The sequence below is a fragment of the Treponema sp. genome (assembly GCF_024696245.1).
Taxonomy (GTDB): domain Bacteria; phylum Spirochaetota; class Spirochaetia; order Treponematales; family Treponemataceae; genus Treponema_D.
Genome location: NZ_JAILGZ010000019.1, coordinates 1 through 14641 on the forward strand (window position 1 = coordinate 1; position 14641 = coordinate 14641).

Annotated in this window: 13 protein-coding genes and 1 pseudogene; 7 read left to right on the forward strand and 7 right to left on the reverse strand. The window is 36.2% G+C overall.

Features of this window, described 5'->3' with window-relative positions; translation table 11 throughout:
- Together K6D58_RS01310 and K6D58_RS01315 are read right to left on the reverse strand one after the other, a co-directional pair.
- Positions 1 to 374, reverse strand: a pseudogene (locus K6D58_RS01310) (TRAP transporter substrate-binding protein); the annotation flags it as partial.
- Positions 375 to 389: 15 nt separating this feature from the next.
- Positions 390 to 2501 (reverse strand): methyl-accepting chemotaxis protein, encoded by a 2112-nt coding sequence (locus K6D58_RS01315; protein ID WP_296826749.1) that lies wholly within the window; start codon positions 2499 to 2501, stop codon positions 390 to 392.
- A 169-nt stretch (positions 2502 to 2670) separates the two neighbouring features.
- On the opposite strand from K6D58_RS01315, the gene K6D58_RS01320 reads away from it, so the two are divergent.
- On the forward strand, positions 2671 to 3159 hold the full coding sequence (locus K6D58_RS01320; protein ID WP_296826751.1) for a flavodoxin family protein: 489 nt from the start codon (positions 2671 to 2673) through the stop codon (positions 3157 to 3159).
- A gap of 231 nt (positions 3160 to 3390) precedes the next feature.
- Here the strand turns inward: K6D58_RS01320 and K6D58_RS01325 are convergent, their stop codons facing one another.
- The 5 genes from K6D58_RS01325 to pflB form a co-directional block, all read right to left on the reverse strand.
- Entirely contained in the window at positions 3391 to 4401 is a 1011-nt protein-coding gene (locus K6D58_RS01325; protein WP_296826753.1) for a helix-turn-helix domain-containing protein, read from the reverse strand.
- A gap of 153 nt (positions 4402 to 4554) precedes the next feature.
- Positions 4555 to 5376: a DUF368 domain-containing protein gene (locus tag K6D58_RS01330; RefSeq protein ID WP_296826755.1), complete on the reverse strand. Its 822-nt coding sequence runs from the start codon at positions 5374 to 5376 to the stop codon at positions 4555 to 4557.
- Positions 5377 to 5537: 161 nt separating this feature from the next.
- Complete coding sequence (locus tag K6D58_RS01335) at positions 5538 to 6506, reverse strand: aromatic acid exporter family protein (protein ID WP_296826757.1); 969 nt, start codon at positions 6504 to 6506, stop codon at positions 5538 to 5540.
- A gap of 19 nt (positions 6507 to 6525) precedes the next feature.
- On the reverse strand, positions 6526 to 7086 hold the full coding sequence (locus K6D58_RS01340; protein ID WP_296826759.1) for a rubrerythrin family protein: 561 nt from the start codon (positions 7084 to 7086) through the stop codon (positions 6526 to 6528).
- A gap of 203 nt (positions 7087 to 7289) precedes the next feature.
- Positions 7290 to 9647: a formate C-acetyltransferase gene (gene pflB / locus K6D58_RS01345; RefSeq protein WP_296826761.1), complete on the reverse strand. Its 2358-nt coding sequence runs from the start codon at positions 9645 to 9647 to the stop codon at positions 7290 to 7292.
- Between the two features lie 329 nt (positions 9648 to 9976).
- Between pflB and K6D58_RS01350 the strand changes: the two genes are divergently transcribed.
- From K6D58_RS01350 to K6D58_RS01375, 6 genes are all read left to right on the forward strand, one after another.
- Entirely contained in the window at positions 9977 to 10315 is a 339-nt protein-coding gene (locus K6D58_RS01350; protein WP_296826763.1) for a hypothetical protein, read from the forward strand.
- 288 nt (positions 10316 to 10603) lie between these two features.
- Complete coding sequence (locus K6D58_RS01355; protein WP_296826765.1) at positions 10604 to 11005, forward strand: hypothetical protein; 402 nt, start codon at positions 10604 to 10606, stop codon at positions 11003 to 11005.
- Positions 11006 to 11429: 424 nt separating this feature from the next.
- Positions 11430 to 12326, forward strand: a complete 897-nt coding sequence (locus K6D58_RS01360) for a hypothetical protein (RefSeq protein ID WP_296826767.1) — start codon at positions 11430 to 11432, stop codon at positions 12324 to 12326.
- A 333-nt stretch (positions 12327 to 12659) separates the two neighbouring features.
- The gene (locus tag K6D58_RS01365) at positions 12660 to 13739 is read left to right on the forward strand and encodes an IS110 family RNA-guided transposase (protein ID WP_296826769.1); all 1080 of its coding nucleotides are present in this window, start codon (positions 12660 to 12662) and stop codon (positions 13737 to 13739) included.
- A 54-nt stretch (positions 13740 to 13793) separates the two neighbouring features.
- Entirely contained in the window at positions 13794 to 14231 is a 438-nt protein-coding gene (locus tag K6D58_RS01370) for a GNAT family N-acetyltransferase (protein WP_296826771.1), read from the forward strand.
- 55 nt (positions 14232 to 14286) lie between these two features.
- Entirely contained in the window at positions 14287 to 14583 is a 297-nt protein-coding gene (locus tag K6D58_RS01375) for a type II toxin-antitoxin system RelE/ParE family toxin (RefSeq protein WP_296826773.1), read from the forward strand.
- Positions 14584 to 14641 lie beyond the last annotated feature (58 nt).

The window sequence follows — 14641 nt, forward strand, 5'->3', positions numbered from 1 at the left end:
TTTTTATAAAGATAAGGAAACTGAATTGCATTTATCTGATCTACATAGGCAGAAACAGAAGATGCAGAAACTCTGGTAAAGGCCAGGTCTCCGTATTTAAGGGCTTCAATAGCATCACCTTCATTAGAAGCAAGGGCACCACCGGCACGAACTTCTATTTTAATTCTTCCATTAGTTTCCTGTTCTACAAGGCGGCCAAATTCTTCATCAGCCATTGTTGTAGGATATCCTTTACCATGGTTATCTGACAGACGGAGAGTTACCGGATGCTTTATAATTTTTAATTCACTGTTTTTGTTACATGAACTAAGAAAGTTTAAAGCAAAAAGGCAGAGAAAAATATTTGCACTGATTAAGCTGTATTTTTTATTCATTAAAATTGTCTCCCATTATTCTTCAGTTTTAAAAAGATCAATCTGACTTCCGATAGTCGAGATTGCACTCTGTACATCTTTAGAAATATCAGAAAGGGTAGAGCCGGTTTCGTTAATTTTCTTTGCACCAGCAGCCATCTCATCCATTCCGTTTTTCATATTAGCAGAAAGGGATTCCAGAGACTGCATTTCTGTCATAATGCGTTCATTTCTTGAAGCCATTTCTTTAGATGCATTCTGAACTTCTATTGTACTGTTGTTCATATTCTGAAGGGCCTGGCCGATTTGCTTTGAGCCTTCATTCTGTTCTTCCATGGCAGACTTAATCTGAATAACCAGCTGGTCTGTTTCTTTAATGTGATTGGAAACTGTATTTAAAGCAGCACTTGCTTCATTAGAAGAAGCAACAACTGTTTCGATGGATTTCTTAATCTTAATCAGCTGCTTACCAATAGAATCTGACTGGGCAGAAGAAGTTTCAGAAAGTTTACGGATTTCATCAGCAACTACAGAGAAACCTTTTCCTGCTTCTCCGGCATGAGCTGCTTCTATGGCTGCATTCATGGCAAGGAGGTTTGTCTGTTCTGCAATATTAGATATTGCAACATTTGCTTCTGCCAGCATTGCTGATTCACGGTCAATCTGCATAATCTGATCATTTACATTCTGCTGCTTTGTATAACCGATAGTAACGTTATCATTAAGGTCGTTGAATGAAGCAGACATTTTATCAACAGAAGTTGTAACTGCAGAAATATTACTGATCATTTCTTCAATGGCTGCTGATGCCTGAGTAACACCGGCACTCTGATTATTAACAAGGGTATCCAGGTTTGTAATGTTTTCTGAAATATCCTTTACTGCATCTGCGGTCTGTCCAACATTTTCTGACTGGGCAATAATCTGTTTGTGAATACTGTCAATGTTGGAAATAATCTGAGTAATTGCACTGGCAGTATCTTCTGTTCCGGCCGAAAGTTTTCTTCCGCTTTCACCGAGAGTATTTTTTGTTCCCTTAACCTGACTCATAATTTCCTGGAGCTTATCAAGGAATTTATCAAAGTAAATTACCAGGTCACCAACTTCATCACGAATAAGAAGGTTACATCTCTTTGTTAAGTCTGCATCTCCGGTAGAAAGTTCCTTTAAGAAATTTGTAACGTTGTAAATACGCCACATAAGCCAGTGAACGAATTTGTAACAGAAGAATCCCAAGAGAATAACAAGAATTGCTGCAAATGGAATTACATAAGTTAATGTGTGATTCTGAATTGAATTAACAATCTCTACACTTCTTGCAATAAATGCCATTCCGGAAATTACACCATTGCTTGATTCAAGAGGAAAGTAAACAGACATATACTGAGTTCCGTTAATCGTATCATAGCCGTGGTATTCCATTCCGCTTTGAAGAACTGCTGATTCAATTTTAGAATTATTTAAAACTGTTCCTATTGAATCATTTTTAATGCTGGAAGAAACTTTTTTGTTTCCGTCAAAAATTGTACAAACTGCATTGTAAGAAGAAGAAACCTGATTAATGATTTTTTCATTTTCAAGAGAGTATGCTGCAACAATTGCACCTGCAACTTTTCCACCTGACCTTACTGGAGCTGTTGCAATCATTGAATAACCTGCATTTCCAATTTTATCATAGGAGTAACCGGCAGTTCCCCTTAAGGCACTTTGAACAGAACTGATGCTGTAAATATTTGAGCCCTGAGTGATTCCTTCTCCAGAGAGAATGTCGCCATTTTTGTCTATAAAAGCAAGTACATCAACATTAAGGGTTCCGTTAGCCCAGCCGGCTACTGTTCTTAAACCATGAGTATCACTGTCTGCTGTTAATTGTGCAACATCAGGTCTGTTAGAAAGCATCATAACATCTGATTCAAGGGCAGCACGCCAGTCTTTTAATGTTAATTCCAGACCATTTGAAAAATAAGAAAGGTCTGCATTTGTAGAATCTGTTACACCGGAAGCAAAAATATTCAGCTCCAGGGCTGCAACTCCGGCAACACTAATTACAACAGAGGATATAATGACAGCAAGAAGTTTAATAACAATTGGAACATTTCTTCTGGCCTTATCATTAAATCTGTCTAAACTCTTTTGTTCCTTTTTCATGAGCAATCCTGTATATAAAAAAATTGTTATAACTTATATAATAATACTCAATAAAAGAAACTTCAAACCATTTAAATCCAATTTAATTGTAAAAGACGGAGATAAAGTAAGGATTTATTATTGCACACAATTTAATTGCATTATATAATAAAAAAATAAGGAGTCAAATATGGCAAAAACATTAGTAGTTTATTATTCCCTGGAAGGCAACGTAGACTTTATTTCTAAGAAAATTGCAGAAGAGCTTGGTGCTGATATCTGCAAACTGGAAACCGTTAAGACTTATCCTAAAAGCGGTCTTTTAAAATTCTTTCATGGTGGCAAGGATGTAATTACAGGAGTTAAGCCTGAACTTAAAGGCCCTCTTCCTTCTCTTGCTGAATATGACACTCTGGTAATCGGTTGTCCTGTCTGGGCTGCCCGTCCTGCATCTCCTCTTAATACATTCTTTGATTCTACTGACTTAAATGGTAAAAAGTGTTTTGCTTTTGCCTCAAGCGCAGGTGGTAATGCAGTAAAATGCCTTAACATGATGAACGAAGAAATTACAAACAAAGGCGGCATTGCCTGTGCTACAGCTTCTTTTACTAATCCACTTAAAAAGCCGGAAGCAGCTTTAGAAACAGTAAAAGAATTTACTGCAAAGATTAAGGCGTAATTTTTAAGAACCGCAACTGGCAGGCAGCTAAATACACAGAAATGTTATATAGAATATTTTTTCTAAAAACCTTTAATTTAAATGACCTGAATAGGAAATTTTAATAGAAGTATAAATCTATTAAAAAGAGTTGTACCCCAATTACAGGAAGAGGCAAGGCAAATAATGAAGAAAGCTGGGGGAGAGAAATTATCCAGGCTGTAGAAAAACATTTTTTAGAAAAGTAATCTTTTAGTTAATTTCTTTAACAGACCTGCTGGAAGAATATTGGCGTGGAAGAATACCAAACTTCTTTTCAAAGGCTTTAGAAAAATGACTCATATTTGTGTAGCCTGCTTTTCTTGCTGCTTCAGAAATTGCAAAACCATGTTCCCTTATAAGATGAGCTGCATACTCAAGTCTTTTTTCCTGTACATAATTATGAAGGGAAGTAGCATAGATATTTCTGAATATTCTGTTTAGTTTACTTACGCTCATTCCCAAAGAAGAAGCCACACTTTCTGCATCATATTCAAGCCAGGGCTTTGTCTGAATCTCCTGCCTTAATTCTTCTATATGTTTCACATCTTTTTTATTTGGAATAAAACTTTTTTTTATCTGGTCAGTTTTATTGTAGGCAATACCGTAAAGAATCATGGCTGTAAGTTCAATCATTTTTCCTTCAAGATAAACTCCTTCATATTCCTTAAATCTCTGGGACGTATCAATCTCTAAAAGCACCCTGTACATTTCCGGAGTAATTACAGTTTTTGTAACATGAGTAAGGAACTGTGTTTCAAGATTAAGAATATTTTTATCAGAAAAATATTTTTCAAGAAGGCTTCTAAAAAAAGTAGTAGGCATCTGCATGCTTTTAAATTTAAAATTTGTATCTGCCTGATACTTCATTTCCGTACAATAATTGTTGTTGCGGAAAATACAAACTTCACCCTTTAACATTTTTACATTTTCGATTTCTTTACCGCTGTTTTCGGATTTTATGTTTTTATTATTTCTAACTTTCCATTCTATATCCTGATTTAAGTTAAACATTATCTGAACTTCATCAAGACCGGAGTTATCTTTTTCTTCTGCATGAATGTCTTTTGTAAACTTAATGTTCCAGCTTCTGTAAACAATATTTTTTCTGCGTTTTACAGAATCAATATCAATGTTTCCAAAAGAATCAGGAAACTCCGCTTTTCCTTCAAGAAATACTGTGACTGCTTTTCCTTCAAGAGTAAGTTTTTTGTTTACCTTCATAGTTAGCTTATGATAACATCCTGACGGTAGTTTTAGCAAGACTTATCCCTTTACGAAAGAGCTACCGGACGTTAGGATGTTAAACTAACTGCCGTTATGATAACTATCGGAAGGTAGTTTATTTAGATTTTTATATTTTCTTCTATATAATACTTACTTTAGCAGAATAACAATAAGTATACCTGCAGCAGCTGCACAAAGAGATATAAGGGCTGTAAGAATTCCTCCGATTCCAGGGAAGATTATAAAAATTGACCCGAATACAAGTCCCAGAATTACAGCGTATGTATAAGATGGAATGTGCTTCATCATCTGGCGGACAAGAAAAGCTCCTGCAATAAGACCAAAAATTACACCGGCTGCAAAAGGTAAAAGAACAATAATATTAAGGGCTGCAACGGCATTGAGAACTACAGCATACATTCCCAGAGCAAGAAGAAGTAGGGAACCGGAAATACCAGGAATAATCATGGCAAGGGCTGCAAGACTTCCGGAAATAAAAAGAAGAAGTCCCATCTTAAAATCCATCTGTATCTGGGATGAAGCATCTGCGGCAGGCTTAGCTGAATCAAAGAAAATCATTGATAAAACTGCAGCAAGTCCGATTATAAAACAAATGGTAAGTAAAAATATTCTCTTACAGTCAAAAGCCTGTACATGACTGCGGATTCGCATAAGAATCAATGGAATACTTCCTATAATAAGACCGATAAAAAACCATGTAGTAGGAATGGGAAAGTGGCCCAGAAGATAAGTAATAACATGACTGAATATCAAAATACCTGCTGCCATTCCAATTACAAGAGGAAGCCAGAATTTCCATGAACGGAAAATCTTTTTTATGTCAGGAGAAATAAGATCAATAATCCTGTCATAAACATTAAATACAACAGCCATTGTGCCGCCGGAAACACCAGGAATAACATTTGCTACACCAAGAACGATGCCTTTTAAAATAAGTTTAATAAGTTCCATAAAGAAAAGTATACACGTTGGTTCAAGTTGGGGCAATGAGAAGAAGGGCATGAGAAAGGTACAAGAAGAAAGGGCGGGCTGAATTTAAAAACTGATGGTAAAAGTTGTTCCCTCTGACAGCTGGCTTTCTACCTGAATTATACCCCCTGTTTATGGATTCATTATTTATCAGATAAGGCTATATATTCCTTGTGAAATTCATTTTTAATGGCAAGAAATTCTTCCATTCTTTTTAATATCATAAAAAGAACAGCCCTGTCTTCAAATTCAATTCTGGATTCAGGAAGTTTTACTTTCTTCATCTCCATCTGAATAAGATGCAGTTCGTCCAGAAGATTTTTAACATCATTATCCTTTTCATATTCATCAGAAACCTTTGAAAAAAATTCCGAAACCCTTAAAGCTGTAAGGGGACTGGCCTTTAATTCAATGATACATTTATAGATTTCAAAAAGAACATTTTTTTGCTTCTGACGCATCTCTATATACTTCTGGTCAAAAACATCTTTTTTTGAAAACTGATTATTAAAATTATTTCTTGCAGAAATCTGAGCCTTTAATATGGCCTGATCCAGTTTTGTAAAACACTTGCCTGTATAATCAGAAAAATCCAGGTCAAGAATTTTCTGAGCCATGCGTTTTAAAATCATTCTTATCTGTTCATCAGCTTCTTTTTTTAGCAATTCAATTTCATCAGTTTTTTTATGAAGAAAAATATTTGCAAGTATTCCTGCAGACACACCGATTACAAAAAGCAGAAGTTCATTTTTAATTTGGTTCAGCCCAAAAGCATTTAAAGAAATAAAGTGAGAAATTAAAACGGAATCCATTGCCATTGCTGAATACCATTTAAAAAACTGACAGGCAAAAATAAATAGGGTAAGGTAAAGAAAAAAAGCCTTAAGATTAAAACCTAAAAATCTGTAACAAAAATAAGAAATAAAGAGGGCAAGGATAAAGGCATAAAATCTTGCCAGGGCAGTAGAGATTGTTTCTTTTTTTGTAGCCTGCACAGACAAAATTGCCACAATCCCTGCTGAAACTGCAAACTCCAGTTTAAGAAGCTGTGCAATTATAATGGCAAGAACTGCGGCAACTATTATCTTTAGCGATGTAAAGATTTTATTCATAGTCCTCTTTTACTATGAATCAGCCCCATGTGCGGATCAATTCATAGTTTTCTTCTGTAACCTGTGTATAGGCATTGTATTCGTTACAGGTAGGGCAGTACTCAGGAGCTTCTGGTCCTACAACAATGTGACCACAAACTACACATTCCCAGATTTTTACTGAACTGTTTTTGAGCTGAGCAGAAGCTGCATCTTCTTCGTTAAGAAGTGAGCGGTAACGTTCTTCGTGACGTTTTTCAATTGCTCCTACTGCACGGAATTTAGCAGCAAGTTCAGGGAAGCCTTCTTTTTCTGCTGTCTCTGCAAATTTTACATACATGTCTGTCCATTCATAGTTTTCACCATTGGCAGCATTTGTAAGATTTGTTTTTGAATCACCAATTCCTTCAAGTTCCTTAAGCCACATCTTTGCATGGTTTTCTTCGTTCTTTGCAGTCTTTGTAAATACATCTGCAATTTTATCATTACCTTCTGCCTTTGCAACCTGAGCAAAATAAGTGTACTTATTTCTTGCCTGAGATTCTCCTGCAAATGCAGCAAGGATGTTTTTTTCTGTTTCTGTTCCTGAATATTTACTCATATTCGTATCTCCTTTTTTTTTAATAACACAGCCAGTGTTTTAGTTTCTTCTATTATACTCTAAGGTAAAGCTCCCAGGCAACTCTATCTTAACTTCTTTATCAGAAAATAGGGCAGGGAGCTTTTTAAAAACAGAAGCCGGCACCATAGCATTCAGTCCATTAACTAAAGCTTTAATACCGGCCATCATATTTTATTTATGACTTACAGAGAAGCGTGACAGGTGCGGGCAATAACGTCGTCCTGCTGTTCCTTTGTAAGGTTGATAAAGCGAACTGCATAACCTGATACACGAACAGTAAAGTTTGCATATTCAGGTTTTTCAGGATGAGCCTGACAGTCCTTAAGTTTTTCTACACCGAATACGTTAACGTTAAGGTGGTGTGCACCAGTGTGACCTGATTCAGCACTAACATCAAAGTATCCGTCCAGAATGTTTACAAGATTTTCAACCTGCTCATTACCATCGTGACCAAGAGCACTTGGGTTGATAGTCTGAGTGTTAGAAATACCATCAAGAGCGTAGTGATATGGAAGCTTAGCAACAGAGTTAAGGGATTTGATAAGTCCCTTTGTTTCTGCACCATAAGATGGGTTAGCACCTGGTGAGAAAGGAGCTCCTGCAGGACGTCCGTTTGGAAGGGCACCTGTAGCTTTTCCGTATACAACGTTTGAAGTAATTGTAAGGATAGATGTTGATGGAGTAGAGTTGCGGTATGTTGGATGCTTGCGGATCATTGTCATAAATGTCTTAAGCAGCCATACAGCAATTTCATCTGCACGGTCATCATCCTGTCCGTAACGAGGGAAGTCACCTTCAACTTCAAAGTCTTTTACAAGAGTAACTGTATCAATTACATTGCCAGCCTTGTCCTTAACTTCTACCTGTTCACGGTTTACCTTTACCTTTGCATACTTCATTGCAGAAAGTGAATCAACTACGTGAGAGAATCCTGCAATACCAGTTGCAAATGAACGTTCAATATCTGTATCTTCAAGAGCAAGCTCAGCAGCTTCGTAGTAATATTTATCGTGCATGTAGTGAATTGCATTCAGAACATTTACGTAAACATCAGCAAGCCATTCAAGCATCTGAAGATATTTCTTTTCTACAATCTTGTAGTTTGATGAATCGATTACATCAAAGTCGATTGGTTCATAGTTAGGACCAATCTGCATTCCCTTCTTAAGACATTCATCCTTACCGCCGTTAAAAGCGTAGAGAAGGGCCTTGGCAAGATTTGCACGGGCACCAAAGAACTGCATTTCCTTACCTGTTTTTGTTGCAGAAACACAGCAGCAGATAGAGTAGTCATCTCCCCATACAGGGCGCATTACATCATCATTTTCATACTGAATTGAAGATGTGTTGATTGAAATCTTAGAACAGTACTTGCGGAATGCATCAGGCAGTCTCTTTGAATAAAGAACTGTCATGTTTGGTTCCGGAGAAGGTCCCATGTTTTCAAGAGTATGAAGGAAGCGGAAGTCATTCTTTGTTACCATTGAACGTCCGTCCTGACCAAGACCACCAACTTCAAGAGTAGCCCAGATTGGATCACCGGAGAAAAGCTGGTTATAAGATTCAATACGGGCAAAGCGAACCATGCGGCACTTCATTACAAAGTGATCAACAAGTTCCTGTGCTTCTGCCTCTGTAAGAATTCCTGCCTTGATATCACGTTCAATATAAATGTCCAGGAAGGTAGAAATACGACCTACAGACATAGCTGCACCGTTCTGAGTTTTGATGGCTGCAAGATAACCAAAGTAAAGCCACTGAACAGCTTCCCTTGCATTCTTAGCAGGCTGGGAAATATCATAACCATAAAGAGCTGCCATTTCTTTAATTCCCTTAAGGGCATTAATCTGGTCAGTAACTTCTTCACGCTTACGGATAACATCCTCAGTCATTGTTCCGTCGCCAATGTTTGCAAAATCTTCCTGCTTGTACTTGATAAGCTGATCAATACCATAAAGAGCAACACGACGATAATCACCAACGATACGACCACGACCATAAGTATCAGGCAGACCTGTTAAAATATGTGCTGAACGAACAGCCCTGTGCTCAGGAGTGTAAACATCGAATACACCCTGGTTATGCGTCTTGTGGTATTCAGTAAAGACTTTTACCAGTTCAGGATTAACCTTGTAACCGTACATCTCACATGACTGAACTGCCATGTTGATTCCACCATAAGGCATGAATGCACGCTTAAGAGGTTTATCAGTCTGAAGTCCGACTACCTTTTCAAGTTCCTTTCCCTCAGGACAAATATAAGCAGCACCGTAAGCTGTAAGCCCCGTTACTTTTTCTGTCTCAAGTTCAAGAACACCAGTTCTCTTTTTACCATCCAGACCAACTGACACTTTATCATGTTCAGCCTTCTGTAGTTTCTGAAGTTCATCAAAAAGTTTATTTGTTGCAGCAGTAGGGCCTGCGAGGAAGCTTTCGTCTCCATCGTAAGGTGTGTAGTTTTTCTGAATAAAGTCTCGAACATTAACTTCTTCTTTCCAGAGGTTACCGTTGAATCCGTTCCAGCTTTCCATTGTTTTCATGTTTACTCCTTACATTAACCGCCTGTTTCCGGCAGCGCGGCTTGTTTGTATTTATCTTAATAGGAATCATTCCTATTAATCTCTGATTATGTTATACACCCCTTTTCAATATTTGTAAATAGTAATAAGTCCTATTATTGCTTATTTTTAAAGAATTTTTGCATTTTTTTGAGGGGAGTGGGCTTATTTATTAAAAATACAGGGATTTTTTTGGGGGTGGGGGCAGATCTATTCTTAATAATACTTTCTTCCTCATCCAAGACGAGTTACAGACAAAGGCGCTGTAAAATCAATGCGAAATTTTTTAGACAATGCAGGGGTAAAAAATAATGACTTATAAGGGTTTTGTTGGGGTTGTAGAACTATTAGCTATGATTTTTACAACTTTTGTTTTGGCATTTGCAAGTGTTGTTCCTAATTCAGAAGAAATTATCGAAAAGTTTTGGAAACAAGGAAATTACATCAAGGTCATAAAGGATTCAAATAATATTTGTTATTATTATAAAAATTCTGTCACTGGTATAAATGTTGACGAAGATGACTATGAAATTGCAAGCATGGAATATAATGTTTGGACTAGTAAAAATGGCGATTTTACAAGTTATAATATAAAAAAATGGAATATAAACTCAGACGATGACGGAAACATAATTATTACACGTAAATAATTTTACGGCGGGTCCTGCGGTTTAATCAATTGTTAGATTCACACGCTACATAAACCTCTTTTTGCAGAATCTTACCGAAATATGAGACGTATGATACGAAAGATTCAACCAATAGTATTATTGGAAAAACATTGATTATTATTCATTTTTTTTCTTGTAGATAAGAATATACAATGTATATACTTTATATATGAAGGTGTAATACGTACTTGGAAACCTTGCTCTGGTTTACTTAAAACTTGGAGAAACAGAAGCTGCATAAACAATCTTAACAAGAGGTAGTGTATTATGGGAAAATTTCAGGATGAAAAATCTTCTTTAAAATTAGAAATAATTAATCTGCCTGAGGTTTTAAAATTTATGTCTCCACTTGTTAACATAAATCATGCACCATTTGATTATTCGTGGGGACCCCATAAGGAAGAGAAAATCGAAGAATCTAAAAAATTCCTCGAAGAAAATTTTATTAAAGAATACAGCAGGAAAGATCCGGATAAAGATATTAGTACAGTGAATATAAAATCGCAGTGCCGGATTTTAAAAATCTATGACCAGGAACTTGACCAGGATCATTCAATTCTTACTTATGAATATGAATTATATGACTCAGAAAATAATCCTATCATCGCTTGTTTTACAGTGGAAGCAGGATATGGAACTTTACATAAAGATTTGTATATTCAAAATTAATGAAGCAGAGTAACGTATGAATTACAAAAAAAATGAGAAAGGGCGAAGTTTGTGAAGCTTAGCACTCAGAGTTTTGTCAGAATCGGCACCTATAACTGTTACAAGACAATAGAAAAAAGATTACAGCTTTAGTTGTAAGTTTATTACTGGCGGATGCAACATTTGCATTGAATGCAAAATCATTATTTACAGAAGTATATGATTTTGCAACAGAGTAGTGAGCCCTCTGGACAGAAAGTGAGGTTTATGTGAACCCGTGTAAAATCAATAGCGTAATTCTATAAAGCTATGTTATAATTGAAATTATCTTAATTTACAGTCCAGCTTACACTGACACTTTTTGCACTGGTAAATGCTTACTGTGGATAGAGGAAATATTTGTTATGACGACAGGCACACTGGCCTGCTTGTTTTAGGAAGAAAAATGAAAAAAGTATTTTATTGTCTAATCTTTTTTTTGTATTTACTCCCAGTTTATTCTCAAGACTATTCATATAAAGTTTTTTCAGAAGATGGAATCTATGTAAGAAATATAAAAAATGACAAATATACAGAAAAACTTGTTTTAAAATTTAAAGAAAAACAACCTCCATATATAAATTATTATAACAATAACGAAAAGGTACTTGCTTTTGATACAGTAACGGCAAGTATTGATAATGAGGCTATTTTTTATGAGCTTGATAAGGCTACCTGTGAATTGAAGGAACTTTATAGGGTTAAATTGCGTTATCCAGAAATTGAATCTATCATATTTACTGGAAATGAAATTTATTGTATAGAATATGAACCAAATGAGAATAATTATTTTTTTACAAAACGATTTCTTTCATCATCAGAAGTAAAAGAAAAAACAGAGCTTGAAATATCCAAACAAACAATGTATTCAATTTATATTGTTGATTGCTTTTTTTACAATGAATATCTTGTAATAAATTATAAAGACAATAAAATAGATTGTTTTTCTATTGTTTCAAAAAATGATGGTAAAGAGCTGTTCTATGGGAAAGGAAAAATATCCTTTAATGATGAAAAACTGCCTTTATTTTTAATAGAGGACAAACAAAAGCTCTATAGAATATCCATTGAAAAAAATCAAATGATAAAAGAAAATATTAAAATGTCAATTTCTGATAAAGAAGAAATTGCATTTATAAAATACTGCGAGAATTTTTATATACTAACTTTATGTAAATGGAAAAAGTCTGATTTTCTTACAAGATTTCTCTTTGATGTTAAAAAAACTCCAGTCTGGTCTATGTACATTTGTAAACTCAAAGGAAATGAAATAGTAGATAAAAAAGAATTAAAAAAAGAGTAATATATTAATAAATGGGACAGAATTGTCATAACAAAGCTTCAAAGCGGACGGCAAGTCAAGCTTGCCGCCGTTTAAGATGGCATGATATAAAAGGCTGGGAAAAAGTGGTACTCTGGTTTGACGGAATCAGAGAGCCGGCGGAAGGTTCTAACAACTGGTGAAGAAGACGTTGCAATGCGGCAGCCACTTACTTCGGGTTTAAGATTAACCAAAACCGACCGCCGTACGCCATAATGCAGCATGGAGACATTTCCCCATGACTGCGAATAGGAGCACGGTACACCACTACCAGCGTTAACTCCTGGTTCCATTCTATCATAAAAGGAGTAGAAAATGGAACAGAGAAGATTTGTTGGAATCGACTTGGGAAAGCGGACTTACGAAATTAAGATTATCGGAAGCAATGGCAGAGTCACTGGAACAAACGGACTTACAAGCCCTAAAGGAAGGAAAGAGCTTTATAAGAGACTTCTTTCGACAGATCGAATCGCAATTGAAGTCTGCTCACTTTCAATGGTAATGGCAAAGGAAATTCATAAAGAGGTCGGCTGCGAGGTCGTGCTTTTAAATCCAAGCCAGATAGCCCTGATTTACCGTTCCGTAAAGAAGAACGACAAGGAGGATGCGCTGAAGCTTGCCCGGCTGGTGCAGAAATTCACAGACGAAGAACTTCCGAAAGTGGAGCTGCCGAGCGAACATGAGGAAAACATCAGGCATATACTCACCGAATTCCGACAGCTGCGTCATGACAGGACAAAGGAAATCAACAGGCTTCATGCCTTATTCCTCGAAGGTGGAATCACTGAGATAAAGAAAAAGGACCTTGCGAGGGACTCAAGCAGAAAGGAAAGCGTCAAAATGCTGAAAGGACTTTTTTTGATGCAGGCAGAACGAATCATCAAACGTCTTGAAATTATTGATGGACAGACAGAGGAAATCGAGAAGCTTCTTGACAGGGAGATTGACGGGGACAAGAACATTGAGAGACTCACTGAAATCCCCGGAGTGGGAAAGCAGCTTGCTTCGGCTTATGTGGCATTCATTGGAGACGGCTCAAGATATTCGAATGTATCTGCTATTGGCGCTGCGACAGGACTAGTTCCACGTCTTGACATGTCGAGTACGGTATGCAGGCTTGGCCATATAACGAAATGCGGTAACAGGCATCTTCGATCGCTTTTGATTCTGGCTGCGTGGTCACACATAAGGTATTCAGGAGAAAGCGCGCTGAAAGAAAAATATCTTTACATGACGAAGGTTCTAAGCAAGGGGAAGAAAATTGCAATTGTGGCGACAGCAAGGAAGCTTGCGGAGTTGATGTATACGATATTGAAAAATGATACACCGTATGAAAAAAGAATTTCACCTGCTTTTTCTACAAGGAAACTTGCAGATGAGGCAGTGGCATCGTAAAATTATGGAATCAGGAGTTCCTTGCTATTGACAAATATCATAGGAGCAGTTGTTATGCTGACACCCACACTGGGGTGCAAAGGTGAAAAAATGAATTATAATCCAAGTGAAAAAGAAATAATTTTTATAAACAATGCACTAAATAAATTCAATGATGAAAAAGTTGGCCCCGATAATCATGAACTTCTAAATATCGTTGAATATGATGAGAACAAAAATATAATTGGCGGCATTCTCGGTGGAACATATTGGGGATGGATGCACATAGACATTCTTTGGGTAGATAATAATTTCAGAAAAAAAAGAATCGGATCACATTTGCTAGAGGCAGCTGAAGAAGAAGCTAAAAAAAGAGGTTGTCATTCTGTACATGTAGATACAATGTCCTGGCAAGCTCCTGAATTTTATAAGAAACACGGTTATAAAATGATCAGCGAACTTAATGATATTCCAACCGGATATAAAAAATATCATTTAATAAAAGAACTATAAAAATCATTTTCTTGAAATTGTTGACATATTCAAAAAGTCGATTTATATTTTAATTATGAAGTTCACGGTTGAAAAATTACCTCAGGCAAAAGCTGAGATTGATTCTTTAGAACAATCTCAAAAAGAAATACTTGAAGTAGATTACAAGAAAATACAGGAACAAGGCATTGAATTTGTTCGTGTAAAACCAATTCAAAAAGAAATTTTTGAAATAAAGACAAACGAACTTCGTTCATTGTTTAAATATGCTGCTGGTAGAATTATTGTGGTGGGAGTTGTCTTTGTAAAGAAAACCAAGAAAACTCCCAAAGATAAAATAAAACTTGCTAAACAACGTTTGAAGGAGGTTTGATTATGGATTATGTTTTTGTAAAAGATTCAGAAGGTTATGTTTTTAAGAAATTGGCATC